The organism is Kitasatospora sp. Xyl93 (genome assembly GCF_055383135.1).
In genome coordinates this window covers 4,227,733-4,250,608 of the sequence record NZ_AP029185.1, presented here as the reverse complement: position 1 = coordinate 4,250,608, position 22,876 = coordinate 4,227,733, and the positions used below count along the sequence as shown (strand labels likewise).

Annotated in this window: 27 protein-coding genes; 9 read left to right on the top strand and 18 right to left on the bottom strand. The window is 72.6% G+C overall.

The window, feature by feature from the left end; translation table 11 throughout:
• Position 1: 1 nt before the first annotated feature.
• The 5 genes from ACZ5GH_RS19010 to ACZ5GH_RS18990 all read right to left on the bottom strand — a co-directional run bounded on the left by ACZ5GH_RS19010 (position 2) and on the right by ACZ5GH_RS18990 (position 2,478).
• On the bottom strand, positions 2–340 hold the full coding sequence (locus tag ACZ5GH_RS19010; RefSeq protein WP_464334830.1) for a hypothetical protein: 339 nt from the start codon (positions 338–340) through the stop codon (positions 2–4).
• A 221-nt stretch (positions 341–561) separates the two neighbouring features.
• Complete coding sequence (locus ACZ5GH_RS19005) at positions 562–1,395, bottom strand: helix-turn-helix domain-containing protein (RefSeq protein ID WP_464334829.1); 834 nt, start codon at positions 1,393–1,395, stop codon at positions 562–564.
• On the bottom strand, positions 1,392–1,916 hold the full coding sequence (locus tag ACZ5GH_RS19000) for a DUF6879 family protein (RefSeq protein ID WP_464334828.1): 525 nt from the start codon (positions 1,914–1,916) through the stop codon (positions 1,392–1,394). The genes ACZ5GH_RS19005 and ACZ5GH_RS19000 overlap by 4 nt, the downstream gene beginning before the upstream one ends.
• Entirely contained in the window at positions 1,900–2,091 is a 192-nt protein-coding gene (locus tag ACZ5GH_RS18995) for a hypothetical protein (RefSeq protein WP_464334827.1), read from the bottom strand. The genes ACZ5GH_RS19000 and ACZ5GH_RS18995 overlap by 17 nt, the downstream gene beginning before the upstream one ends.
• Positions 2,092–2,328: 237 nt before the next feature.
• The gene (locus tag ACZ5GH_RS18990) at positions 2,329–2,478 is read right to left on the bottom strand and encodes a hypothetical protein (protein ID WP_464334826.1); all 150 of its coding nucleotides are present in this window, start codon (positions 2,476–2,478) and stop codon (positions 2,329–2,331) included.
• A 15-nt stretch (positions 2,479–2,493) separates the two neighbouring features.
• Here ACZ5GH_RS18990 and ACZ5GH_RS18985 point away from each other — a divergent pair, with 15 nt between their 5' ends.
• Positions 2,494–2,928, top strand: a complete 435-nt coding sequence (locus ACZ5GH_RS18985; RefSeq protein ID WP_387759645.1) for a VOC family protein — start codon at positions 2,494–2,496, stop codon at positions 2,926–2,928.
• 151 nt (positions 2,929–3,079) lie between these two features.
• On the opposite strand, the gene ACZ5GH_RS18980 is transcribed toward ACZ5GH_RS18985, so the two are convergent.
• The 5 genes from ACZ5GH_RS18980 to hisC form a co-directional block, all read right to left on the bottom strand.
• Positions 3,080–3,724 (bottom strand): hypothetical protein, encoded by a 645-nt coding sequence (locus tag ACZ5GH_RS18980; protein WP_387759643.1) that lies wholly within the window; start codon positions 3,722–3,724, stop codon positions 3,080–3,082.
• A gap of 12 nt (positions 3,725–3,736) precedes the next feature.
• Positions 3,737–4,948, bottom strand: coding sequence for an ABC transporter permease (locus ACZ5GH_RS18975; RefSeq protein ID WP_387759642.1), 1,212 nt, complete (start codon positions 4,946–4,948; stop codon positions 3,737–3,739).
• Entirely contained in the window at positions 4,945–5,748 is an 804-nt protein-coding gene (locus ACZ5GH_RS18970; RefSeq protein ID WP_464334825.1) for an ABC transporter ATP-binding protein, read from the bottom strand. The genes ACZ5GH_RS18975 and ACZ5GH_RS18970 overlap by 4 nt, the downstream gene beginning before the upstream one ends.
• A gap of 8 nt (positions 5,749–5,756) precedes the next feature.
• Positions 5,757–7,160 (bottom strand): efflux RND transporter periplasmic adaptor subunit, encoded by a 1,404-nt coding sequence (locus tag ACZ5GH_RS18965; RefSeq protein WP_464334824.1) that lies wholly within the window; start codon positions 7,158–7,160, stop codon positions 5,757–5,759.
• 299 nt (positions 7,161–7,459) lie between these two features.
• Positions 7,460–8,539, bottom strand: coding sequence for a histidinol-phosphate transaminase (gene hisC, locus ACZ5GH_RS18960; RefSeq protein ID WP_387759637.1), 1,080 nt, complete (start codon positions 8,537–8,539; stop codon positions 7,460–7,462).
• A 342-nt stretch (positions 8,540–8,881) separates the two neighbouring features.
• Between hisC and ACZ5GH_RS18955 the strand changes: the two genes are divergently transcribed.
• From ACZ5GH_RS18955 to ACZ5GH_RS18940, 4 genes are all read left to right on the top strand, one after another.
• A complete protein-coding gene (locus tag ACZ5GH_RS18955) occupies positions 8,882–10,039 on the top strand; it encodes a LacI family DNA-binding transcriptional regulator (RefSeq protein ID WP_387759635.1) in 1,158 nt (385 codons plus the stop codon).
• 660 nt (positions 10,040–10,699) lie between these two features.
• The gene (locus ACZ5GH_RS18950) at positions 10,700–11,638 is read left to right on the top strand and encodes a metallophosphoesterase (RefSeq protein ID WP_464336846.1); all 939 of its coding nucleotides are present in this window, start codon (positions 10,700–10,702) and stop codon (positions 11,636–11,638) included.
• 260 nt (positions 11,639–11,898) lie between these two features.
• Positions 11,899–12,759, top strand: a complete 861-nt coding sequence (locus ACZ5GH_RS18945) for a hypothetical protein (protein WP_387759631.1) — start codon at positions 11,899–11,901, stop codon at positions 12,757–12,759.
• A 186-nt stretch (positions 12,760–12,945) separates the two neighbouring features.
• A complete protein-coding gene (locus tag ACZ5GH_RS18940) occupies positions 12,946–13,557 on the top strand; it encodes a hypothetical protein (RefSeq protein WP_464334823.1) in 612 nt (203 codons plus the stop codon).
• 68 nt (positions 13,558–13,625) lie between these two features.
• Here ACZ5GH_RS18940 and ACZ5GH_RS18935 read toward each other — a convergent pair whose 3' ends face one another.
• A complete protein-coding gene (locus tag ACZ5GH_RS18935) occupies positions 13,626–14,111 on the bottom strand; it encodes a hypothetical protein (RefSeq protein ID WP_464334822.1) in 486 nt (161 codons plus the stop codon).
• 275 nt (positions 14,112–14,386) lie between these two features.
• Between ACZ5GH_RS18935 and ACZ5GH_RS18930 the strand changes: the two genes are divergently transcribed.
• Positions 14,387–14,950, top strand: coding sequence for a hypothetical protein (locus tag ACZ5GH_RS18930; RefSeq protein ID WP_387759626.1), 564 nt, complete (start codon positions 14,387–14,389; stop codon positions 14,948–14,950).
• 96 nt (positions 14,951–15,046) lie between these two features.
• On the opposite strand, the gene ACZ5GH_RS18925 is transcribed toward ACZ5GH_RS18930, so the two are convergent.
• Complete coding sequence (locus ACZ5GH_RS18925; protein WP_387759624.1) at positions 15,047–16,015, bottom strand: aldo/keto reductase; 969 nt, start codon at positions 16,013–16,015, stop codon at positions 15,047–15,049.
• Positions 16,016–16,077: 62 nt separating this feature from the next.
• Positions 16,078–16,674, bottom strand: a complete 597-nt coding sequence (locus ACZ5GH_RS18920) for an NADPH-dependent FMN reductase (RefSeq protein ID WP_464334821.1) — start codon at positions 16,672–16,674, stop codon at positions 16,078–16,080.
• Positions 16,675–16,775: 101 nt separating this feature from the next.
• On the opposite strand from ACZ5GH_RS18920, the gene ACZ5GH_RS18915 reads away from it, so the two are divergent.
• On the top strand, positions 16,776–17,612 hold the full coding sequence (locus tag ACZ5GH_RS18915) for a helix-turn-helix domain-containing protein (RefSeq protein ID WP_464334820.1): 837 nt from the start codon (positions 16,776–16,778) through the stop codon (positions 17,610–17,612).
• A gap of 96 nt (positions 17,613–17,708) precedes the next feature.
• Here the strand turns inward: ACZ5GH_RS18915 and ACZ5GH_RS18910 are convergent, their stop codons facing one another.
• A complete protein-coding gene (locus ACZ5GH_RS18910; RefSeq protein WP_464334819.1) occupies positions 17,709–18,638 on the bottom strand; it encodes a LysR family transcriptional regulator in 930 nt (309 codons plus the stop codon).
• A 154-nt stretch (positions 18,639–18,792) separates the two neighbouring features.
• Between ACZ5GH_RS18910 and ACZ5GH_RS18905 the strand changes: the two genes are divergently transcribed.
• Complete coding sequence (locus ACZ5GH_RS18905) at positions 18,793–19,338, top strand: dihydrofolate reductase family protein (protein WP_401106195.1); 546 nt, start codon at positions 18,793–18,795, stop codon at positions 19,336–19,338.
• A 64-nt stretch (positions 19,339–19,402) separates the two neighbouring features.
• Positions 19,403–19,789: a VOC family protein gene (locus ACZ5GH_RS18900; RefSeq protein ID WP_387759618.1), complete on the top strand. Its 387-nt coding sequence runs from the start codon at positions 19,403–19,405 to the stop codon at positions 19,787–19,789.
• Between the two features lie 119 nt (positions 19,790–19,908).
• Here ACZ5GH_RS18900 and ACZ5GH_RS18895 read toward each other — a convergent pair whose 3' ends face one another.
• The 4 genes from ACZ5GH_RS18895 to thiC all read right to left on the bottom strand — a co-directional run bounded on the left by ACZ5GH_RS18895 (position 19,909) and on the right by thiC (position 22,697).
• Positions 19,909–20,061 carry a thiamine biosynthesis protein ThiC gene (locus ACZ5GH_RS18895; protein WP_464336949.1) on the bottom strand — a complete coding sequence of 51 codons (153 nt, stop codon included), beginning with the start codon at positions 20,059–20,061 and terminating at the stop codon, positions 19,909–19,911.
• A gap of 45 nt (positions 20,062–20,106) precedes the next feature.
• Positions 20,107–20,514, bottom strand: coding sequence for a type II toxin-antitoxin system VapC family toxin (locus tag ACZ5GH_RS18890; protein WP_464334818.1), 408 nt, complete (start codon positions 20,512–20,514; stop codon positions 20,107–20,109).
• Entirely contained in the window at positions 20,511–20,741 is a 231-nt protein-coding gene (locus ACZ5GH_RS18885) for a FitA-like ribbon-helix-helix domain-containing protein (RefSeq protein ID WP_387759614.1), read from the bottom strand. Before ACZ5GH_RS18885 ends, ACZ5GH_RS18890 begins: the two co-directional genes overlap by 4 nt.
• A gap of 141 nt (positions 20,742–20,882) precedes the next feature.
• Complete coding sequence (thiC, locus tag ACZ5GH_RS18880) at positions 20,883–22,697, bottom strand: phosphomethylpyrimidine synthase ThiC (RefSeq protein WP_464334817.1); 1,815 nt, start codon at positions 22,695–22,697, stop codon at positions 20,883–20,885.
• Between the last annotated feature and the right edge of the window lie 179 nt (positions 22,698–22,876).

Genomic DNA, 22,876 nt, shown 5'->3' with positions numbered 1-22,876 from the left:
GTCAGTCGTTGCTGCTTCCCGGGTCGTCGGGCGCGTCCATCTGCCCGGAGGGCTGCGTCGGGCCGAAGGTCTTCGGCGGCGTGCTGGTCATGTAGACGCCGGGCGGGAGGCCCTCGTAGGTGCAGGTCTGCGTCTCCTCGTCGTAGCCGATGTCGGCGGGCAGGATCCCACCGGCCCCGGTGACCGGGACGAGGAACCGGAAGGCGAACGGGCTCCCGGGCCCGCCCTCGCCGTCCAGCTCGGGCATGGCCGTCGCCCCGGCCGCGCCCATCGGCAGCCGGGACTCGGCACGGTCGAAGACCGGGACGCCTCCCGGCCCGCTCAGAACGGTGGTGGACATGTGTACCTCCGCGTCGTCGCACTCATGGACGATGGGCACACAGCAGCTGGAATCCGGCATGTGCCGGCCCCCTGTGGCTTACATCATCGGACGAGCACAAATGTAGGGACAGAACGCGATTGGCCGACGCGGATTTCCTGTTCGCTCAAAGTTCGCCCGAACCATGCGTGAATTGTCCGCGTAGGATTATCGCCGGAACCGATCTCCCACTCGCGATGCCGTCAATCCATCCTTCGGCTCTCGCCCAAGTACTCGTCTCGAATCGCCTCGACGAACCGACACATCTCCTCTCCGGCCACGGCTGAGGCCGCGAATCCGTCGAACTTGCGGACGTACAGCTCGACATCCCGCGGATCGGTGACCGTCACCTCGGCGTGCACCGTCTCGACCGTCACCATCCGGTCGTCCCGGATCACGAACGAGTGCGCGGGCACGTCGGTCTGCGGGGCCGCCAGCGGAACGATCCGGATGTCGACATGGGAGAGACGAGAGGCAAAGAGGATGCGGTCCAGTTGCCCCGCCATCATCAGCGGTGGCACCAGACGCCATCGGAGAACGGGTTCGGTGATGACGAACCGCAGTTTCTTCGTGGCGTCGTAGAGGGACTGCTGCCTGACGAGCCTCGCCGCGATGGCCCGCCCGAGCGGCTCCTCTCCGAGTCCCTTCCTCCCGAAGACCGCTCGCACGTACTCCGGGGTCTGCAGGAGCCCCGGGACGAGAGAGGGCTGGAAGACGCGGAGAAACCCGGTGGAGTCGTCCAGTGCCTTGATCTGCTGCTGCTTGCGGTGGTGCCCGAGGCGCCGGACCAGACGCCAGGCGGTCGCCTCCGTCGCCTGCGCCCGCGCAGCAGCCATGTACTCGGACTTGACCTCGTCGGACACCCCTATGGCGGTGAGGATGCGCTCCACGTCCACGACAGTGGGCGGCACCTTGCCAGTTTCGATCTTGCTCAGCTTGCTTGGAGACATGACAGCGCTCCGGGCCACGGCTTTGGCCTCTTTGCCGGAGGCCTGCCGTAGTTCCCGAAGCGCTGGTCCCAGCTCCGTTCTGTTCACTCGCCGTACTCGGCCCACCATTCGGAGAACGGAATCGCTTGAGCCATGACGGCGTCCCGGTACGCCCTGAATTCGGCGGACCGGGCGCCGGTGCGGAAGTCGACGCCGAGGTACTTGCCATCGTCGTAACTCATGGTTGCGACGGTCTCGTCATCGAAGAGCCAGAAGTCCGGGGCTTCGGGAACCGGGTTCCTCCGGTCGGTCACGTCGAGGATGAAGAATTCCTCACCAGCTCCCATGTTGCGGTGGTATCCCCATCCGAGCTCGAAGCGGAGGTAGTCCGTGAGCGGCCGCGAGACGATGTGCACCCGGTACATGCGCTTGCCGGCCCGCGTGGCTTCCGCCACCGTCCTGACCCATCCGGCGTTCTTGTAGTCGTCCGGCTGCTCTTCACCGGCCAGAAAAGCGCGGTAGGCGTCGATTCCGCCGGACTGGCTGTAGTCATCGAGCGTCTCGAGTCGGAACGCCTCCCGCTCGAAGGCCGAGAACCAGTCCCCGAGAGTCCTAGATGAGGTTGCCACGGACGGCCTTTCGAATGAGTTCGACGGGGATCTCGACCAACCCCTCGTGTGCCGGGATCTGAAGTCCGTGCTCGATCACGTGCTCGCCCTGGACGGCGAGCGTGCCCCGGTCCGTCAGATACAGCGTCGGACACTCACCTTCGTCACAGGAACCTACAAGCCGTGTCAGCTTCACAGTCGTCCCCTTGCTCGACGGGTCTCTGAACGATGGTCTCGGGGCTGCACGGGCCGGGGCAAGGATCCTGTGTTGCCGGTACTGGAAAGTGGGCCCGTCTCGAACATCTGCCGCAAAACCGTGCGCGAGCGGTTGGCCGGCGGCTCCTTGTGAGGGCAAGGAGCCGCCGGGAGGAATTCCTCCAGCGCAGGAAGTCGGAACGGCCGACTTCCTGCGTGGAGTTGGGGCCGGGGTTGATCAACCGGGCTTGGGGAAGGCGGCCTTCAGGGCGAGGGCGGAGAGGCCCTGGAAAGCGGCGTACCAGGGCGGGCAGCGGCCGGGGACGAGATCGACCGCGATGACGGCGACCGGCACCACGGAAATTGAGCGGTGTGGCCCTCTGGTCATGGCTATGGTGGCCCGATGACATCGGTCAAGCAGGTCCAGATCACCTTCGACTGCGCTTCGCCCGAGCGCGTCGGCCGCTTCTGGTGCGAGGCCCTGGGGTACCTCCCGCCGCGCATCCCCGAGGGGTTCGACACCTGGGACGAGTACCAGCGCTCGCTGCCGCCCGAGGAGCAGGACGCCTGGTTCGCCGCCAGCGATCCCACGGGCGCGGGCCCGCGCATGTACTTCCAGCGCGTCCCCGAGGGCAAGGTCGTCAAGAACCGGGTCCACCTCGACGTGCGGGTCGGCACCGGACTGGTGGGAGCGGAACGCCTGGCGGCGCTGGAGGCCGAGTGCGCCCGACTGCTCCCGCTGGGCGCGACTCGCGGACAACTGCTGCTCGCCGACGACAAGAACGAGTCGTGCCTCAACATGCAGGACGTCGAGGGCAACGAGTTCTGCCTCGACTGATTACCCCATGACCGGCGGCCCCTTTGCGGAGGAGCAAGGGCCGCCGAGACGGTTCGCCAGGCGGTGGCGGCGGTCAGGTGGTCGAAGTCGCACGCGAAGGCCCCCGCCCGCAGAAGGGGCGAGGGCCTCGCGGTCGTCCGACGGCTGCGGGTCAGCCGCCGGACGGGTTCCTGGGCATCCCCGCACCGGAACCTCCGCCGAAGCCGCCGACCGCACCGGCTCCCTCGACCAGCTGGCCGGCCGTGTAGCCGCCGTCGGCGTCGGGGGTGCCGACGACGGTCACGCTCTGGCCGGGCAGCAGGTCGGCGACCTTGCCCTCCTTGTTGAGCTGGACCTTCGTCGCGTCGCCGGTGGTGACCTTGATGGTGTTGCCGTTGGTGTCGGTCAGGTAGACGGTGGTGCCGTCGACGGCCTTGACCGTGCCCCGCGCGAAACCGGGCTGCCCGCCCTGGCCCTGCCCCTGCCCGCCCTGGCCCCCACGACGGGAGTTGTTCTGCCCGTACCCGCCACCAGCCGCCGCAGCGGCGGCCGCGGGCCGGGCCGAGGCCTTCCCACCGGTGGACCCGTGGTTCTGCTGGAACCAGACCCCGCCCGCGAACGCCCCTGTGGCGATCACGCCGCCCGCCAGCACCAGGCTGAGCCAGGGCAGCTTCCGCCGTGGCGGCGCGGCCAGTTCGGCGCTCACGTCCCGGGCGTCCGGCGGGGTGGCGAGCAGGGCGAGCTGCTCGGCCGGGCCGGCCGGGGTGCCGGCCTCGACCGGCGCACCGGTGGCGACCGTGGCGATCTCTTTGCTCATGACAGTGGAGTCCTACTCGTGCCGGAGGGCGTCGATCGGCCGCAGCGAGGCGGCCCGGTTGGCGGGGTAGCTGCCGAAGAACAGCCCGATGGCGACGGCGATCGCGAACGCGCCGAGCACCGATTCGGGGATCACCACCGGCTTGATGCCGACGATGCTGAAGTGCGAACCGGCGATCCCGGCCGCCACTCCCAATCCCGCGCCGATCACCGACAGCAGTGTCGACTCGGTGAGGAACTGCCCGAGGATCACCGCGCGCGGGGCGCCGAGCGCCTTGCGGATGCCGATCTCCCTGGTCCGCTCGGTGACCGTCACCAGCATGATGTTGGTGATCCCGATCCCGCCGACCAGCAGCGAGATCGCCGCCACCGCGCCGAGCAGCACGGTGAAGGTCTTCGTGGTGCTCTCCCGCGCGGTGAGCAGCGAGGCCTGGCTGGTGATCCGGAAGTCCGCCTTGGCCGGGTCGGCGATCGCGTGGGTGCCGAGCAGGACGCGGCTGATCTCGGACTGGGCCGCCGCCGTGCTGTCCGCGGACGCGGCTTGGACCAGGATCTGGTTGACCGGGCCGAAGCCGGTGAACGCGTTCTGCACCGTCGGGAGCGGGGCGACGACCACGTCGTCCGGGTCGGTGAAGCCGCTGCCGCCCTTGGCCTGGAGCACGCCGACCACGGTGAACGGCGTGCCGCCGAGGACGACCGCCCGGCCGACCGGGTCCTCGGTGTCGAACAGCTGCCTGGCCGTCGTCGCGCCGAGCACCGCGACCTTGCGCGAGGCGAGCACGTCGTCGTCGGTGAAGTACTCGCCGTGGGCGACCTTCTGGTTGGCGGTCTCGAAGTACGACGGGTAGGTGCCGACGACCGAGCCCGGGTTGTACGAGATGTTCCCGTAGAGCGCCGTCGCGCTGGTGGTGACCACCGGGGCGACGGACCTGATGGCGTCGGCCGAGGAGTCGCTCGCCAGCGCCTTGGCGTCGGCGACCGTGAGCCTCTTCACCGAGGAGGTGGCGCGGGAGCCGCCGCTCGCCGAACCGGCGCTGACCGTCAGCGCGTTGGTGCCGAGCGAGGTGATCGACTCCTTCACCGCCACCGACGAGCCGTTGCCGACCGCCAGCAGCAGGATCACCGAGGCCACGCCGATCAGCACCCCGAGCATGGTGAGCGCCGAGCGCACCTTGTTGGCGGCCAGGCCCCCGGCCGCGAAGCGGAGCGTCTGCCAGAGGATCACGCCGGCACCTCCGCCTCGTGGAGGGCGGGCGGCGGGCCCTCCACCGGGGCCTGCCGGAGGTCGCTCACGATCTGCCCGTCCACCAGCCGCAGCACCCGCTTGGCGTGCCGGGCGACCTCGTCCTCGTGGGTGATCAGCACGACCGTGCGGCCGGTGGCGTTGAGCCCGTCGATCAGGGCCAGCACCTCCTCCGTCGAGCGGCTGTCGAGGTTGCCGGTCGGCTCGTCGGCGAGCAGCATCGCGGGCGCCGTCACCAGCGCCCGCGCCACCGCGACGCGCTGCTGCTGGCCGCCGGAGAGCTCGTTGGGCTTGTGGCCGGCCCGGTCGGCGAGCCCGACGAGCGACAGTGCGGCCATCGCCCGGCGGCGCCGTTCGGCGGTGCGCACGCCCGCGTAGGCGAGCGGCAGCTCGACCTGGGCGAGGGCGGTGGTGCGGGGCACCAGGTTGAAGGACTGGAAGACGAAGCCGATCCTGCGGTTGCGCACCAGGGCGAGCTGCCGCTCGTCCAGGTGGCCGACGTCGGTGCCGTCCAGCAGGTAGCGGCCGGAGGTCGGGACGTCCAGGCAGCCGAGGATGTTCATCAGGGTGGACTTGCCGGAGCCCGAGCTGCCCATCACGGCGACGTAGTCGCCCTGTTCGACGTCCAGGTCGACGCCCAGCGGCTCGCCGCTCGCGGGGTCGGACGGGCCGCGCAGCGCGTGCACGGTGGCGTCGCCGTGCCCGTACGCCTTGGTGAGCCGGCGGATCCGGATCACCGGGACGGGACGCGCCGGGACGCGCTTGTCGATGACGTGACGCATGACCGGCCTCAGCCCCTGCCGCCGCGGCCGGCCCCGCCACCACCGGCCGCACCGCCGCCACCGCCACCGCTGCCACCGCCCGGGAGGACGGCGCCGCCACCGGTGCCCCGGTTGCCGCCGAGACCCGGGAAGGAGGCGTTCGGGAAGCCGTTCCCGCCGCTGGTGGTGGGGAGTTCGACCTTGTCACCCTCCTTCAGCCCGGAGACCACCTGCACGGTGCTGTCGCCCTCGACCCCGACGCCGACGGTGACCCGCTCGGAGGCGCCGTCCGGGCGCACCAGGGTCGCGGTGCGCGAGGCGCCGGTGCCGGACAGGGCGGAGGCGGGCAGCGAGAGCGCGTTGTCGGCCTCGCCGGTGATCACCTGGACGGTGGCGCTCAGGCCGGTGCGCAGGGTGCCGGTGTCGCCGGTGATCTGGAGCGTGGCCGCGTACTGGACGGCGGCGGAGCCCGCGTTGCCGCCGCTGCCACCACTGCCGCTGGGCAGCGGACTGACCGACAGGACGGTGGCGTTGAGCTTGGTGTCGGACTGGGCGTTCAGGGTGACGGTGGCCGCCTCGCCCTTCTTCAGCTTGAGCGAGTCGAGCTCGGAGAAGTTCGCGGTGACCTGCATCCCGGTCGGGTTGGTGAGCACGATGAAGCCGCTCGGGGCGGACGTCGGACTCGCGCCGTTCCCGGACGTCTTGGCGGAGGACGAGGAACCGCTCGCGGTGGCCCCGACGGTGTCGCCGACCTTGCCGGCGACCGAGGCGACGGTGCCGTCCACCGAGGCGGTCAGGGTGGTCCCCGCCAGCGCCGCCCGGGCGTTGGCGAGGTTGGTCTGCGCGGTGGCGACCTGCTGCTGGGCCTGGGCCACGGCCGCGTCGTCGACCTTGGTGGTGGTGATCGTGGTGGTCTGCGGGGCGGGCGTACTGCTCCCGCCCGCCCCGCGACCGCCACCGGCGCTGCCGGCTCCGGTCCCGGACGCGGAGGCCCCGGGCCCGGAGGTGGTGCCCGGCAGCGGCTCGGTGGTCGTGGTGGTGACCCCGGCCCGGGCCTTGGTGAGGTTGGCCTCGGCGGTGGTGAGCGCCGCCTCGGCCGCGTCCACCTGCTGCCGGGCCGCCGTGGTGTCGACGGTGGCGAGCACCTGGCCCTTCTTCACGGCGTCCCCGACCGCGACCTTGACCTCGGTGAGCCGGCCGCCGGTGGCGAAGTCCTGGGCCGCGTCGGTCGGTGAGACCAGGGTGCCGGTTCCGGACACGGTGGCCAGGACGGTGCCCTTGGACACCGTCGCGGTACGGGTCGCGGGCCTGGCGGCGGCCGGGCCGGAGCTGCCGCTGACCGTGGCGTACACCAGGGCGGCCCCGCCCAGCAGGGCCACGCCGAGCGCGGAGTTGACGAGGACGGCGCCTCGCCGCCGTGGGAGCACCTTCATGCCGGACAGCTTCCCGGTGGGCTCTTGCGGAGCCCTGGGCACCGGCTGGGAGAAGACTGACCGGCCGGATCCGGGCATTCCGGACGGATGCCCCGTCCTCCGTCGGCGCCTTGGCCGCTCCGTGGCCGGCCGTTGGCCGAACTCCCAGCGGGCTCCCAGTGATCCACAGCCTTCTGGAAGAACGTGCGAGGAGCCGCGCGGAAAGAGGCAGGGGCGCCCCCGCACGGAACGCCGCAGGGGCGCGCCGGAATTCCGACGCGCCCCTGCGGGCCTACGGCCCCGAACGAGAGCCAGAGAAGTCAGAGCGACTTGCGGAAGGCCTCCGCCACCGACAGGAAGATCGTGTTGCCCTCGGCCTCGCCGATCGACACCCGCACGCCCTCCGGGAACGGCCGCACGACCACGCCGGCCTCGGCGCACGCGGCGGCGAACTCCTGCGAGCGCTCGCCCAGCCAGAGCCAGACGAAGTTGGCCTGCGAGTCCGGGATCTCCCAGCCCTGGGCGCGCAGCCCGGCCACCACCCGGGTGCGCTCCTCGACCAGCGCCTCCACCCGCACCAGCAGCGCCTCCTCGGCGCGCAGCGAGGCGACGGCGGCGGCCTGGGCGAGCTGGCTCACGCCGAACGGGGTGGCGACCTTGCGCAGCGCGGTGGCCACCGGCTCGTGCGCGATCGCGAAGCCGACCCGCAGGCCCGCCAGGCCGTAGGCCTTGGAGAAGGTGCGCAGCACGCAGACGTTCGGGCGGTCCCGGTAGAGGTCGATGCCGTTGGGCACCTCGGGGTCGCGGATGAACTCGATGTAGGCCTCGTCGACCACGACCAGGACGTCGCCCGGGACGGCGTCCAGGAAGCGCTCCAGCTCGGCGCGGTGGATCACGTTGCCGGTGGGGTTGTTGGGGTTGCAGACGAAGATCAGCCGGGTGTTCGGGGTGATCGCGGCGAGCATCGCGTCCAGGTCGTGGTCGCCGTTCGCCTTGAGCGGCACCGGGACGGGCGTGGCCCCGGCGACCGTGGCGACGATCGGGTACGCCTCGAAGGAGCGCCAGGCGAAGATCACCTCGTCGCCCGGGCCGGCCGTGACGAGCACCAGCGACTGGGCGATGCCGACCGAGCCGGTGCCGGTGGCGATGTGCTCGGCGGGCACCCCGAAGCGCTCGGCGAGCACCGAGGTCAGCTCGGTGACGCCCATGTCGGGGTAGCGGTTGAACGAACCGGCCGCGGCGACCGCCGTCTCCAGCACGCCGGGCAGCGGCGGGTAGGGGTTCTCGTTCGAGGACAGCTTGTAGGCGTCGGCGCCGGCCGGCTTGCCGGGCTTGTACGTGGGGATGCCGTCGAGGGTCGGCCGCAGCCGCGGGCCCTGCGCTGACGTACCACTGCTCACGGTCGTACTCCGTTTCCAGTTGCGGAACTCTCCGGTGCGCTCGCCCGCCACGGACGGGTTCGCCTCCGTGCCCGGGACCTCGTGTCGCACCCGGACCACCCCGGTCGGGTGCCTTGCACGATACCGACCGCCCTCACCCGTAGGAGTGAGATGCCCGGTCGGGTTACAGGCGCAGATCAGCCATTCTGCCCGGTTCCTTTGGCACATGTCAGAGGTAAGAGTGCTGGTTTCAGGCGGGTATCGAAGGGGCGCACCCCGGCTCACTCTTGGAGAAACGTATCTCCGCGGGCTCCCGATGCGCCGGTCACAGACCCTTGTCAGGAGCCATACGATCGGTCCGCCATGACAGCAGCAGCCAACCAGAGCGGTCGGCGTCCCACCACCTCAAGGCGTCTGGAACGGGCCGGCATCCGGGATGTGGCAGCAGCCGCCGGAGTGTCGATCACCACTGTCTCCGACGCGCTGAACGGAAAGGGCCGCCTGCCCGACGAGACCCGCAGCCGGGTGCGCGAGGTCGCCGAGCGCCTCGGCTACCGCCCCTCCGCGGCCGCCCGCACCCTGCGCACCGGACGGTCCGGCCTGATCGGGCTGACCGTCACGACCTACGGTGAAGAGCCGTTCACCTTCACCGAGTTCGCGTACTTCGCCGAGATGGCCCGGGCCGCCACCAGCGCCGCCCTGGGCCGCGGCTACGCGCTGGTGGTGCTGCCCGCCTCCTCCCGCCACGACGTCTGGGGCAACATCGCCCTGGACGGCACCGTGGTGATCGACCCGCCCGACCAGGACCCCCTGGTCAGCGAGCTGTACCGGTCCGGCGTCCCGGTGGTCAGCGACGGCAAGCCCGGCAACTGCCCGGTCACCGCCTGGGTCGACAACGACCACGAGGCCGCCGTGCTCGGCATCCTCGACCACCTCTCCGAGGCCGGCGCCCGCCGGATCGGCCTGCTCACCGGCACCAGCACCGACACCTACACCCGGCTCTCCACCGAGGCGTACCTCGGCTGGTGCGCCAAGGTCGGGCAGGAGCCGGTGTACGAGACCTACCCGGCGCACGACCCGGCCGCCGGCGCCGTCGCCGCCGACCGGCTGCTCGCCCGCCCCGACCGGCCGGACGCCGTCTACGGACTGTTCGACCCCAACGGCACCGACCTGCTGGCCGCCGCCCGCCGGTACGGCCTGCGGGTGCCGGACGACCTGCTGCTGGTCTGCTGCAGCGAGAGCGACGTCTACGCGGCCACCGAACCGCCGATCACCACGCTCTCGCTCAAGCCGCGCAAGATCGGCACCACGGTGGTCAACCTGCTCATCGACGCGATCGAGGGCGTGGACTCGGGGACGGGCGTCGACATCGCCCGGCTCTTCCCGCCGCGCTTCCGCACCGCCGGCACCGGGCCGCCGCCGGGCACCCTGATGCCGACCGAGCTGATCGTCCGCGCGTCCTCCCAGCGCCGGAGTCCGCGCACCACCGTCAGCCCGCCCCGGGCCCCGGGCGAGGTGTAGACCACTGCGCCCTCCTGGATCGGGACCGGCCCGGGACGGGCCCGCGGAGAGCGGGCCGAGGGCCGTGCCGAGCAGACGACCAGAGCTGATGAGACCGTACCGAGCCGGGACAAAACGGACCTTTCGGGACCGCCCGGCTGACGCTCCGGAGGATTGGATACCCACCAGGTGACGACGCCGGGAGAGTGGTCTTCCTATGATGGGCGAATGACACCCGAGGACCGCTTCCCCGGGCCCGAGCACCCCCACTCGGGCCCCCGCCACCAGCCGGACCTCGACGTGCTGCCGTACGGCACCTATTACGAACCCGATCCCGCGACCGGCTACCCCGCCCCGTCCTACGAGGGGGAGACGTACGACGGGGAGACCTACAGCGGCTACGGCGGAGCCCGCTACCTGGAGCAGCACTGGCCCGCCGACGGCCAGGGCCACACGGTGCACGCCCAGGGGGTCGGCCTGGACCACGGCCCGGCCTTCTCGCAGCAGGGACAGGGCGGCTACGAGGAGGGCCCGGGCTACCGGGACCGCGCCGGGTACGAGGACCGCCCGAACTACGAGTCGCCGGAGCAGAACGGCTACGACGGTCCGGAGCAGGGCGGTTACGACGGCCAGGACCAGGGCGGCTACGACGGCCAGGGGCAGAAGGGCTACGAGCCCACCCTGCCCGACCAGCCGTCCCCGGCGCTCCAGCTCGACGGCCGCGACGACCCGCCGACCATCGAGCTCGGCCCGCCGCTGCCCGACCCCGCCGTGCCCACCTACCCGTACCCGGCCCCCGGCCCCGGCGAGCCCCCCGGCCCGGTCTACGTCGTCGGCGACGTGCACGGCTACCTGGACGAGCTGCGCGCCGCCCTGCACGGCCAGGGCCTGATCGACGCCGACGGCCACTGGTCGGCCGGCCGCGCCCGGATCTGGTTCCTCGGCGACTTCACCGACCGCGGCCCCGACGGCATCGGCGTCATCGACCTGGTCATGCAGCTGGCCGCCGAGGCCGCCGCGGCCGGCGGCTACTGCCGCGCCCTGATGGGCAACCACGAACTGCTCTTCCTCGGCGCCGCCAGGTACGGCGACGAGCCCGTCCAGTCCACCGCCGGCACCGCCTCCTTCCTCGCCGCCTGGCGGCTCAACGGCGGCCAGCAGAACGACCTGGACCGGCTGGAGGCGCACCACATCAGCTGGCTCTCCCGGCTGCCCGCCATCGCGCTGGAGGACGGCCACCTGCTGCTGCACTCCGACACCACCGCGTACCTGGAGTACGGCGAGTCCATCCCCGACGTCAACGACGCGGTGCACGGACTGCTCGCCGACGGCAGCGTGGACGAGTGGTGGGACTGCTTCCGCCGCTTCACCAAGCGGTTCGCCTTCCGCGGCGACGCCGGCCCGCTGGCCGTCCACGAGCTGCTGGACACCTACGGCGGCAGCCGGATCGTGCACGGGCACAGCCCCATCCCGTACCTCACCGGCGCGGTGCACAACGACGACGGCCAGCCGCCGCACATCCCCGGGCCGTACGTGTACGCGGACGACCTCGCGGTGGCGATGGACGGCGGCGTCACCATGGAGGGGCGGCTGCTGGTCGCCCGGCTGCCGATCGACTGAGGCGCCCTCGGGCCGCCGACAGATCGTCAACCGACCATCGTCGTAGAACAGTTGTTCCCGGCGCTCGGTTCGTCGCATGCGCGCGTCCCGGGGCGCGAAATTCCGGAAACCGACTGTCAGCCCGGGCGCGCCCGCCCCTACCATGAGGCACACCACACCCGGCCGCCCGTCCGGCGGCCCGCCTCCGCGCCCGTTCCGGCGCCCTGAGGGCCGCGCGCCCCCGGGGCGGAGCGAACGGGGTCCGCACGAACGGGGTCCCCATGTCCAACCCCCCGCCACTGCTCGCCGAGGACCGCCCGGAGTACGAGCGCCTCCTCACGGAAGCCCTGCGCGACCGCACCGTCCTCACCGCCCTGCGCGCCCCCGGCGCGCTCACCGCCGACCAGCTGCGCATCCGCGCGCTGCGCGACGCCGACCGCGTCAACGCCGCGGCCGCCACCGAGTACACCCACTACGTCCGGCTCCGCGAGAGCCTGCACAGCACGCCCCCGCCGCCGCCCGGCAGCGAACCCGTCGCACCCGGGCTGCTCACCCAGCTGCGCTCCGGCAGCGGCGGGGCCGGGCTGTTCCCCGTCCTCACCGTGCTCACCCCGATCCTGGCCTGGGCCGCCGCCCTGTTCCTGCTGCTGATCGGCTACCTGCTGCGCGCCGCCGACCCCGACCCGGCGCTGGCCGACTCCCTGGTCACGGCCGGCTGGGTGGCGCTCGCCGCCGGGGTCGCCGCGATGGCCATCGGCATCATCGGACTGCTGCTCACCGCCCTGCGCGACGGCCCCGCCAGCGCCCCGGCCGGCACCGACCCGGAGCTCGCCGCCGAACTCGGCGACGCCCACGGTGAGTGGCGCACCGCCCTGCGCGAGCGCGGCCTCGTCCCGTACCTGCTCGACTCGCTGCCGCCGGTGCCCGGCGCGGCGGCCCGACCCGACGCCACCGGCCAGGACGCCCCCGGCCCCGACTTCAGCAGCCCCGGCTACACCTCGCCCGCGTTCACCAGCCCCGGGCCCGACGGGCTCACCGACCCCGAGGGCCGTACCCCGCGCCCGGCCGCCTTCACCCCGCCGGACTTCACCGGTCCCGGGTACACGCCGCCCGACTTCACCGGGCCCGACGAGGTGCGCTGAGCCCGACGCCCTCCGGGGGGCGGCGTTCCCCGGAGCCGGCGTTTCCCGGGGCCGGCGTTCCGCCTGCTCAGCGGGGTTTCCGGGGGACATCCCCACCCCCGGTCCGGGTGCCGCCACCATCGCCCCGGACTCCGCCGTCCGCCAGGCTGGACCCCACAAGAGGAGCGCGACCGGGGGAGACCAGCGATGAGCACCGGACCCGTCCGAGCGTCCCGCACCGGACCGGCGCTGCCGCTGGTCACCGTCTTGCTGGCGGTCCTGCCGGCGGCCCTGTTGGCGGCCCTGCCGGCAGCCCTGCCGGGGCTGCTTCCCACCGCCGGACCGTCCGGCGCCGCGCCGCTGGACGTCGCCGGCCGCGCACTCGACCCGCTCCGCTGGTACGAGTCCCCCTGGTTCGAGGCCGTCGCCACCCTGCTCTGCCTGACCGGCTTCGCGGGCTTCGCACTGACCGGCGCGTTCCGCCGCCGGCTTCGCCCGGGCGCCCCGCCCCGGGCCGCCCGCTGGGCCGCCCTCGCCGGGACGGTCGCCGCCCTGGGCGCCCTCGGCTACCTGCTCTTCCTGGTGCTCACCGCCGCGATGTCCCCCGGCCCGGTCCTGTTCGGCCGCCCGGTGGTCTGGCTGGCCGTCCAGCTGCTCGGGCTGTTCGCCCTCGGGGCGGCCGCCGTCGCCGCGGCCGGCGCCCGGCGGGAGCGGGCCGACCCGGCCGCCGCCACCGCCGACCGGGTCCGGCTGGGCGCCCTGCTGCTGGCCGGGCTGGTGTTCCTGCCCTGGGTCCTGTCCTGGGGGCTGCTGCCCTGACCCCGGCAGCTTCGAACCACCGCCGCCGTCTCAGGCCGCCGCCACCGTCTCGGCCCCCCGCCGCCGTCTCAGGCCGCCGCCATGGCCGGACGCCCAGCCGTGGACGAAGGCCGACCGCCCGTCAGCCGCAGCGCCAGCGCCCGCTGGCCACGGGCGATCCACCGCAGCGGCCAACACAGCAGCAGGTACAGGCACAGGCCCCAGCCCGCCGCGTGCACCGTCCAGACACCGGCCATGGTCGGGCCGCCCCAGGCCTGGTGGTAGTCCGTGCCGAGGTACCAGAGCGGATAACCGAAGTTCCGCACCGAGTTGAACAGCGCGTACCCGACCAGCAGCAGTGCCAGGGCGTCCAGCGGCAGCCCCAGGACGGCCCGGGCCAGCACCCGGCCGCCGGTCCACCCGTGGCCGCCCGACACCCGTGCCTGCCACCGGGCGGCCGCGGCGGGCCGCCCGGTCAGCACCAGGGCGGCCCCCACCGCGCCGGCCGGCAGTGCCAGGCCGGTGCGGAGGGCGGCCGGGACGGCCCTGCTGGACTGACGGTGGTTCGCGGGCATCGTGTCGGCTCCTCCGGCCTCGTTCGGTCGATGTCCCCACCCTCCCGTGCCGGGATACGGCCGGTCGTCACACCGGGGAGCCGGATCCGGCGTCATACCCGGGTACGACGCCGACCGCCGCCGGTGCCGACCGCCGGCGCACCCCCGCTCCCCCGCCCGGGGGAGCGGGTCCGGCCCGGATTCGATCGGGGTGAGGACGCCCCCGCCGGCGTTCTCCGGGAGGGTCGGTACCGGTGGCGGACGGACGGCGTCCGCCCTGGCTGGAGGCGGAAACCATGGGCGCACGGACGATCGCGGCACGACTGCACGGCACCCCCGCACCGGGCGTGCCCCGCTGGGCGGTCCGGACCGGGTACGCGATCACCCTGGCCGTCCTGCCCTCCTGCCTCTGGCGGATCGGCGGCTTCATCCTCGACCTGCCGCTGCTCGAACACGGCCCGACGCCCCCGGACCGGGCCGCCGGCTCGTTCGACGGCGGCTGGGCGTACATCCTCGCGCTGAGCGTGGTCAGCGAGGGGCTGGCCCTGCTCTGCTTCGGCCTGGTCGCCCGCTGGGGCGAGGTCTGGCCGCGCTGGGTCCCCGTCCTCGGCGGCCGCCCCGTCCCGGTGCTCGCCGCCGTGGTTCCCGCCGGACTGGGCTCGGCGGCGCTGATGGTCTTCCCGTACTCGATGGTGATGTTCTCGTTCGGCCTGACCATCCGGGGCGACCGGGACCTGGGGCTGATCACCCACGGCTGGCAGACCGCCGTGTTCTGGGCCAGCTACCTGCCGCTGGCCGCCTGGGGCCCGCTGCTCGCCGCGCTCACCGTGCACTACTACCGCCGGCGCACGGCGGGCTGAGCACGTCGGGTCGTCGCGGTTCGGAAAGCCGGTGGGCAGCCGCGGTTCAGGAACCGTCGAGCCGCCCCGGTTCAGAAGCCGTCGAGCCGTCGCGGTTCAGAAGCCGGTGGGCAGCCGGGGCGTGTACGGGGCCTCCAGGGCCGCCGCCTCGGCGCCGGTGAGGCCGAGGCCGAGGGCGGCCGCCGCGTCGTCCAGGTGGCCCGGCCGGGTCGCACCGACGACCGGGGCGGCCACCACCGGGTTGCGCAGCACCCAGGCGAGCGCCACCTGCGCCATCGGGACGCCGCGGGCCTCCGCGACGCGCTGGACGGCGTCCACGATCGGGCGGTCGACGTCCGCGAAGAACCGCCCGGCCACCGGGTCCCCGGCCGAGCGGGCGGTGCCCTGCCCGTACGGCCGGGCCAGCCGGCCCGAGGCCAGCGGGCACCAGACCAGGCTGGCGATGCCCTGATCGGCGAGGAAGGGGAACATCTCCCGCTCCTCCTCCCGCTGCACCAGGCTGTACTGGTGCTGCATCGACACGAACCGCGGGCCGCCCGCCACGGCCGCCGCGTGCCGCAGCTCCGCGAACCGCCAGGCCCACATCGAGGAGACCCCGACGTACCGGACCTTCCCGGCCTCGACCACCTCGCGCAGGGCCGCCACCGTCTCCTCGACCGGCGTCGCCGGGTCGAAGCGGTGCAGTTGGAAGAGGTCGATGTGGTCCGTGCCGAGCCGGGCCAGCGAGCCGTCCACCTGCTCCAGGACCGCCCGCCGGGACAGCCCGGAGCCGCCCGGGCCGTCGTGCATCGGCAGGCCCGCCTTGGTCGCCAGGACGACGTCCTCACGCCGGGTGAAGCGCCGCACCGCCCGGCCGACCAGTTCCTCCGAGGCGCCGCCGCCGTACACGTTGGCGGTGTCCCAGAGGGTGATGCCGAGCTCGACCGCCCGCCGGAACACCGGCGCCGCGGCCTCCTCGTCCAGCGCCCACGGGTTGTGCCCGGTGCCAGTGCCGCCGAAGCCCATGCAGCCGAGCGCGATCCGGCTGACCTCCAGGTCGGTGCCGGCCAGCTTCAGGTAGTCCATCGTCCTCCTCCTTCTCCGGGCGCTCCGGCTTCTCCAGGTGATTCGGTGCTCTGCCCCCGCGCCTACGCCGGGTACGGCGCGGCGGCCCGTGCGGCCTTCAACGCGCCTGCCCACCATGACAGTTGGTCGAGCAGGACCTTGGCGTAACCGGGCGCCTGCGGGTCGTCCGGGCGGCCGTCCGACCAGGCGGTGAAGTAGTTCGGGAAGGCCAGGCCGTCCCGGATGGTCACCGCGTGCAGCTCGGTCAGCACGTTCTCCAGGTGCAGTACGGCGTGCCGGCCGCCGGCCGCGCCGCCGTAGCTGACGAAGGCGACCGGCTTGGCCGTCCACTGGGTGAAGTGCCAGTCGATCGCGGCCTTCAGCGAGGCCGGGTAGCTGTGGTTGTACTCCGGGGTGACGACGACGAAGGCGTCGGCGCCCTCCAGGGCCTCGGTCAGCTCGGCCATCCCGGCCGGACGCGGGTAGTCGTCGCCGGCGAACTTCGGTGAGGCGGAGGGCAGTTCGAGCGGCAGCTCGACCTCGGCGAGGTCCACCACCTCGACCTCGAAGCCCCCGTGCGCGGCGGCCTGCTCGGCCACCCACGAGGACACCACCGGGCCGAACCGGCCCTCCCGGACGCTGCCGAGGATGATCACCAGCTTGTGCTTGTTCGTCTCCATGGCCACCACTCTCAGCCCGCCATCCACCCGCAACCAGGCCGTGCCCAGGCTGGCCCCCGCAGGGCCACCCTGCGCGCGGCGATCAGCACTACGCTCGCCATATGGGCACACCACTGGGGGACTTCATCCGCGCGAAGCGGGACAGCATCCAGCCCGAGACGCTGGGCCTGCCCGACCACGGCCGCCGCCGCTCACCCGGCCTGCGCCGCGCCGACCTAGCCGTCCGCGCCGGCATCAGCGTCGAGTACCTGACCAGGCTGGAACAGGGCCGCGACCGCAACCCCTCCACCGCCGTGGTCAACGCCCTCGCGGACGCCCTCAGCCTCGACCCCGCCGAGCGCAACCACCTGCGCTACCTCACCAAGATCGCCGGCGGCGCGTGCGCCGGCCATACCCGGCCCGCCCCCGCCCCGCGCGAACTGCGCCCCACCGTCCGCGAGACGCTGCGCCTGCTCGAACCGGGCATCGCCGCCGTCACCAACCGCCTCGGCGACGTCCTCGCCCACACCAGCGGCTACGCGACCGTCCTCGGCGCCGCCGGACTGCTCGACAGCCCGGCGCCCAACCTCACCCGCTACGTCTTCACCGACCCGCGCGCCCGGACCCTGTTCGCCGACTGGGACGACGTCGCCGACGAACAGGCCTTCGACATCTGGCTCGGCCCCTCGGTCGAATCCGCCGAGTGGCTCAGCACCGAACTCGCCCCGCTCGCCGGCCCCGAGTTCACCCGCCGGCTCGGCAACCACCTCGTCCCCCGGCGCGGCCCGCTCCGCCTCCGGCACCCGTCCGGCCCCGAACTCCGGCTGCTGCGCGAGACCCTGGACCTCACCGACGACTCCCAGCAGCTCGTCGTCCTGCTCCCCGCCGACGATGAGACGGCCGCCCACCTCGACCATCTGCTCACGCCGGGGCCGGTCCGGCTGCGCGCGATCTCCTGACCACCGCCTCCGAGGCGGGCCGCACCGGCTACCCGGTCGGCACCGGCCCCGTCGGCACCGGCCACCCCGTCGGCACCGGTTCTCCGGTTGGCCCCGTCACCCCGCCGACGCCACGCACGACGGCGCCGCCCCACCGGCCCCCCGCGCCCCGGCGGCGTCCGTCGCCGCCTGGACGAAGGCGAGGACCCGCGCGGTGGTGTTGCTCTCCAGCCAGACCGGGCCGCGCTCGATCGGCGGCGCGTCGTGGATCGGCACGTACGCGACGTCCGGACGCGGGTAGTAGCGGCGGGAGTGCTCCCCGACCGGAAGCACGCCGCGGCCCATCGCGACCAGGCTGAGCATCTCGGAGAAGGTGCTGCCGGACGGCCCCTTGGGCACCGGGCGGCCCGACGGCGTGCGGTCGGGGGTGCGGTCGCGCTTGAAGCCCACCGAAGTGACGGCCGGGTACTGCACCACCGGGTGGTCGGCGAGCACCTCGACCGACACCGACGGTTCCGCGGCCAGCGGATGCCCGGCGGCCACCGCCAGGACCCGCTGCTCGGTCATCAGCACCGGCCCGCGGGCCATGCCGTCGAACGGGTAGGAGGCGATCAGGACGTCGATCGAGCCGTCCACCAGGCTCGCCCGGGAGTTGGAGAGCTGCACCTCCCGCACGTCCACCCGGCACTCCGGGTGCCGCTCGCCGAACCGCGCGGCCGCCCTGAGCAGCACCGGCGCCGTCCACTCCCCGAGGAACGCCACCCGCAGCTCCCCGCTGACACCCCGGCTGGCGTCCTCCGCCCGGCGCAGCGCCTCCGCCATCGCCGCCACCACCGGGACCAGGTCGTCGGCCAACCGCCTCCCCACGGCGGTGAGTCCGACCGACCGGCTGGTGCGGTCGAAGAGCGGCCCGCCGATCCGGCGCTCCAGCTTCTTCACCACCTGGCTGACCCGCCCGGTGGTCAGGTGTAGCCGCTCGGCGGTCCGGCCGAAGTGCAGCTCCTCGGCGAGCGCGAGGAAGACCTCGACCTCCAACCGTTCCAGCATCCCGCCCCGCCCCTCGATCGTTGAATCCGGCTCAACGATCGTACGGCGATCGCGCATTGATCAAACATCCGGACCAGGGGATCGTTGAACACGTCACCGGCCGAGCGGGAAGCCCGCCCCGCGCCGACCACCCCGCCACTTCCGGAGAACCCCCATGACCAGCACCGACCGCCGGATCACCGCCGGACTCTTCGTCTCGCTGGACGGCGTCGTCGAGGCCCCCGAGACCTGGCACTTCCCGTACCTGAACGAGGAGATGGGCGCCGTCGTCGGCGGGATGGCCGCCGCGTCCGACACCCTGCTGCTCGGCCGGCGGACGTACGAGTCCTTCGCCGCCGTCTGGCCGCACCAGACCGGCGAGATGGCGGACGGCCTCAACGCGATCCGCAAGCTGGTCGTCTCCACCACGCTCGACAAGGCGGAGTGGAACAACTCCACCGTCCTCTCCGGGGACGTCGTCGCCGAACTCACCGCGCTCAAGCGCCGTCCGGGCCGCAACATCAACGTCACCGGCAGCATCATGCTCACCCGCACCCTGCTGCGCGCCGGGCTGATCGACGACCTCCACCTGCTCGTCCACCCGATCGTGCTCGGGCAGGGCATCCGCCTGTTCACCGAGCAGGACCGCACGCCGCTGCGGCTCGCCCACTCCGCCACCTTCAGCACCGGCGTCGTCCACCTGCACTACCAGCAGGCCTGACCGCTCCCCGCGCTCCCCCGCCCGTCCCCCGCCCGTCCCCCGCCGTACCCCAAAGGACCCCACCATGCGCGTCGTAGCCTTCGACCACCTCGTCCTCAACGTCGCCGACGTCGAGCGCTCGCTGGCCTTCTACACCGGCCTCCTCGGCCTGGCCCCCGTCCGGGTCGACGAGTGGCGGGCCGGCCGGGTGTCGTTCCCCTCCGTCCGCGTCGGCCCCGAGACCATCATCGACCTGGCCGAGGGCCCCCGGCACGAGTCCAACGTCGACCACATCTGCCTCACCGTCGAGCCCCTCGACTGGCAGGAGGTCATCGACGCGGGCACCTTCACCGTCCTCGAAGGCCCCGTCCCCCGCTACGGCGCCCGCGGCACCGCCACCTCCGTCTACGTCCAGGACCCGGACGGCAACACCGTCGAACTCCGCTGGTACCCCCAGGACGCCACCGCCTGACCGGACCCCCGCCCCAGCCCCACGGGGGTGGGCAGGGGCGGGCCCACCAACCCCCGCGCACAGCGCCGCCCCGGAAGGCCATACCTCCCGGGGCGGCGCTCGGGTGCCGGGCTCCGGCGTCAGTCGGCGAGCGGGAGGTAGACCCGGTTGCCCTGGGCCGCGAACTCCTCGGACTTGGCCTGCATGCCGGCCAGCGCCTCGGCGTCGAACTCGGTGTCGACGGCGCTGGAACCGTCGCCGTGCTCGTCGCGGATCTTCTGGCTGATCTTCATCGAGCAGAACTTCGGTGAAGGCACCACGGGGACGCGCTGCGCCGGTCAAGGGCGGATCGAGGCGAAGACCTCGATCTCGCACTTGGCCGCACCGCTGCGCTCGATCCTTGCGTCGCTGGTGATCAGCGGTACGCCCAGGGCCTCCGCCAAGGCGACGTACTGGGAGTCGTAGGTGCTGAGGTTCGCGTGCAGGTTCTTGACCCGATCCCAGAAGGGCAACGTTTCCCGCTTGGCAATGGGAAGCATCCGGTACGCGGTGATCGCCCTCTCCACTTCCCTCTCAGTCAGTTTGCCGCCACGTTTCATGCGGAGGAGGGCTGACTGGATCTCGTAGTCCAGGAGGGTGGGCGCGTAGACGTCCCCAGCCTCGGCCACGCGGCCGCGGACGAGCTGCCCGTCGGGACCGTGGGCAGTGAGAACCAGGACCAGCGCGGAGCAGTCAATGACGATCAACGCCCGGCTCGCCCCTCATCAATCGCCGCGAGGACATCGGCGGTACTGACGGTGGCAGTGGTCTCCCGGTTCAGCCTGTCCATCATCTCCGCCATGGTGGGCCTGGATGCCTCCTTGGCAATCAGGTCCTGCATGAACGCCTGGAGCGACTTGCCGGCCTGCGCTGCGCGAACCTTCAAGGTCTGGATCTGATCGTCCGGGACGTCCCGGATTGTGAGGACTGTCATGCCTGCATTCTAGCGCTGATATCTGCAAAATGCAGATATCAGCTGCATCGATCCTCGGGCCTCTGCAGACGAGCAGCGGAACCACGAACGGCGGCCCCGAGAGGCGAAATACTCTCGGAGCCGCTCTCGCACGTGGTGCGGTCAGTCGGCGAGCGGGAGGTAGACCCGGTTGCCCTGGGCCGCGAACTCCTCGGACTTGGCCTGCATGCCGGCCAGCGCCTCGGCGTCGAACTCGGTGTCGACGGCGCTGGAACCGTCGCCGTGCTCGTCGCGGATCTTCTGGCTGATCTTCATCGAGCAGAACTTCGGACCACACATCGAGCAGAAGTGGGCGGTCTTGGCGGGCTCGGCGGGGAGGGTCTCGTCGTGGAACTCGCGGGCGGTCTCCGGGTCGAGGGCCAGGTTGAACTGGTCCTCCCAGCGGAACTCGAAGCGGGCGTCGGAGAGGGCGTCGTCCCAGGCCTGGGCGCCGGGGTGGCCCTTGGCCAGGTCGGCGGCGTGGGCGGCGATCTTGTAGGTGATCACGCCGGTCTTGACGTCGTCCCGGTTGGGCAGGCCCAGGTGCTCCTTGGGGGTCACGTAGCAGAGCATCGCGGTGCCCCACCAGGCGATCATCGCGGCGCCGATGCCCGAGGTGATGTGATCGTAGCCGGGGGCGACGTCCGTGGTCAGCGGGCCGAGGGTGTAGAACGGCGCCTCGTCGCAGATCTCCTTCTGGAGATCCATGTTCTCCTTGATCTTGTGCATCGGGACGTGGCCCGGGCCCTCGATCATCACCTGGACGTCCCGCTCGCGGGCGATCCGGCCGAGCTCCCCGAGGGTCTTCAGCTCGGCGAACTGCGCCTCGTCGTTGGCGTCCGCGATCGAGCCCGGGCGCAGCCCGTCCCCGAGCGAGAAGGTGACGTCGTAGGCGGCGAGGATTTCGCAGAGCTCCTCGAAGTTGGTGTAGAGGAAGTTCTCCTGGTGGTGCGCCAGGCACCAGGCCGCCATGATCGAGCCGCCGCGCGAGACGATGCCGGTCTTGCGGCGCGCGGTGAGCGGGACGTAGCGCAGCAGCACGCCGGCGTGGACGGTCATGTAGTCGACGCCCTGCTCGCACTGCTCGATGACGGTGTCCCGGTAGACCTCCCAGCTCAGCTCCTCGGCCTTGCCGTCCACCTTCTCCAGGGCCTGGTAGAGCGGCACGGTGCCGATCGGCACCGGGGAGTTGCGCAGGATCCACTCACGGGTGGTGTGGATGTTGCGGCCGGTGGAGAGGTCCATGACGGTGTCGGCGCCCCAGCGGGTGGCCCAGGTCATCTTCTCCACCTCCTCCTCGATCGAGGAGGTGACGGCCGAGTTGCCGATGTTGGCGTTGATCTTCACCAGGAAGTTGGTGCCGATGATGGCCGGCTCCACCTCCGGGTGGTTCACGTTGACCGGGATGACGGCCCGGCCGCGCGCCACCTCGGCGCGCACGAACTCCGGCGCGAGGCCCTCCCGCAGCGCCACGAACTCCATCTCCGGCGTCACCACGCCCCGCTTGGCGTAAGCGAGTTGGGTGACGGCGACGCCGTCGCGGCCGCGCAGCGGGCGACGCGGGCGGCCGGGGAAGACGGCGTCCAGGTTGCGCAGGTTCCCGCCGCGCGGCGAGGTGTGCTTGATCCCGTCGTCCTCGGGGCGCGGCTCGCGGCCGTCGTACTCCTCGACGTCGCCGCGCTGGCGGATCCAGGGGTCCCGCAGCGCGGGCAGGCCGCGCCGCACGTCGGGCTCGTAGGACGGGTCGGTGTACGGGCCGGAGGTGTCGTACAGCGGGACGGTCCTGCCGTTGGTGAGCCGCACCTCGCGGTACGGGACGCGCAGGTCGGGGCGCGATCCCTCCCGGTGGGCCTTGCGCCAGGCCGGGGTCGGATAGCCGGTGCGCTCGCTGCTGGGGGCGCCCTGGGCAGACTGCGGCTGTGCTTCGAACGTGGTCATCTGACCTCTACTCCCTACGCCGGCATTACCCGGTCAGGTTCCTGCGGTCGACGCAGCCGTCGGTCCGTCCGTCGACGTCCCGGTCAGCGCCCTCTCAGCCCGGTGCTCCGAGCTCCCGCGTCGCAGGCGGTGTTGCCTGCACACGACGCCCAACACCGTAGCGAGCGGATCGCCGCAGG

Bases quoted from the DNA above. Each gene is read 5' to 3' on its own strand.
- ACZ5GH_RS18915 (WP_464334820.1), top strand. From the start codon at position 16,776: ATGGGCACACCACTGGGGGACTTCATCCGCGCGAAGCGGGACAGCATC.
- ACZ5GH_RS18895 (WP_464336949.1), bottom strand. From the start codon at position 20,061: ATGAAGATCAGCCAGAAGATCCGCGACGAGCACGGCGACGGTTCCAGC.
- ACZ5GH_RS18905 (WP_401106195.1), top strand. From the start codon at position 18,793: ATGACCAGCACCGACCGCCGGATCACCGCCGGACTCTTCGTCTCGCTG.
- ACZ5GH_RS18910 (WP_464334819.1), bottom strand. From the start codon at position 18,638: ATGCTGGAACGGTTGGAGGTCGAGGTCTTCCTCGCGCTCGCCGAGGAG.
- ACZ5GH_RS18940 (WP_464334823.1), top strand. From the start codon at position 12,946: ATGAGCACCGGACCCGTCCGAGCGTCCCGCACCGGACCGGCGCTGCCG.
- ACZ5GH_RS18955 (WP_387759635.1), top strand. From the start codon at position 8,882: ATGACAGCAGCAGCCAACCAGAGCGGTCGGCGTCCCACCACCTCAAGG.
- ACZ5GH_RS18985 (WP_387759645.1), top strand. From the start codon at position 2,494: ATGACATCGGTCAAGCAGGTCCAGATCACCTTCGACTGCGCTTCGCCC.
- ACZ5GH_RS18885 (WP_387759614.1), bottom strand. From the start codon at position 20,741: ATGACAGTCCTCACAATCCGGGACGTCCCGGACGATCAGATCCAGACC.
- ACZ5GH_RS18965 (WP_464334824.1), bottom strand. From the start codon at position 7,160: ATGAAGGTGCTCCCACGGCGGCGAGGCGCCGTCCTCGTCAACTCCGCG.
- ACZ5GH_RS18990 (WP_464334826.1), bottom strand. From the start codon at position 2,478: ATGACCAGAGGGCCACACCGCTCAATTTCCGTGGTGCCGGTCGCCGTC.
- ACZ5GH_RS18935 (WP_464334822.1), bottom strand. From the start codon at position 14,111: ATGCCCGCGAACCACCGTCAGTCCAGCAGGGCCGTCCCGGCCGCCCTC.
- ACZ5GH_RS18930 (WP_387759626.1), top strand. From the start codon at position 14,387: ATGGGCGCACGGACGATCGCGGCACGACTGCACGGCACCCCCGCACCG.
- thiC (WP_464334817.1), bottom strand. From the start codon at position 22,697: ATGACCACGTTCGAAGCACAGCCGCAGTCTGCCCAGGGCGCCCCCAGC.
- ACZ5GH_RS18900 (WP_387759618.1), top strand. From the start codon at position 19,403: ATGCGCGTCGTAGCCTTCGACCACCTCGTCCTCAACGTCGCCGACGTC.
- ACZ5GH_RS19010 (WP_464334830.1), bottom strand. From the start codon at position 340: ATGTCCACCACCGTTCTGAGCGGGCCGGGAGGCGTCCCGGTCTTCGAC.
- ACZ5GH_RS18980 (WP_387759643.1), bottom strand. From the start codon at position 3,724: ATGAGCAAAGAGATCGCCACGGTCGCCACCGGTGCGCCGGTCGAGGCC.
- ACZ5GH_RS18920 (WP_464334821.1), bottom strand. From the start codon at position 16,674: ATGGAGACGAACAAGCACAAGCTGGTGATCATCCTCGGCAGCGTCCGG.
- ACZ5GH_RS18970 (WP_464334825.1), bottom strand. From the start codon at position 5,748: ATGCGTCACGTCATCGACAAGCGCGTCCCGGCGCGTCCCGTCCCGGTG.
- ACZ5GH_RS18945 (WP_387759631.1), top strand. From the start codon at position 11,899: ATGTCCAACCCCCCGCCACTGCTCGCCGAGGACCGCCCGGAGTACGAG.
- ACZ5GH_RS18925 (WP_387759624.1), bottom strand. From the start codon at position 16,015: ATGGACTACCTGAAGCTGGCCGGCACCGACCTGGAGGTCAGCCGGATC.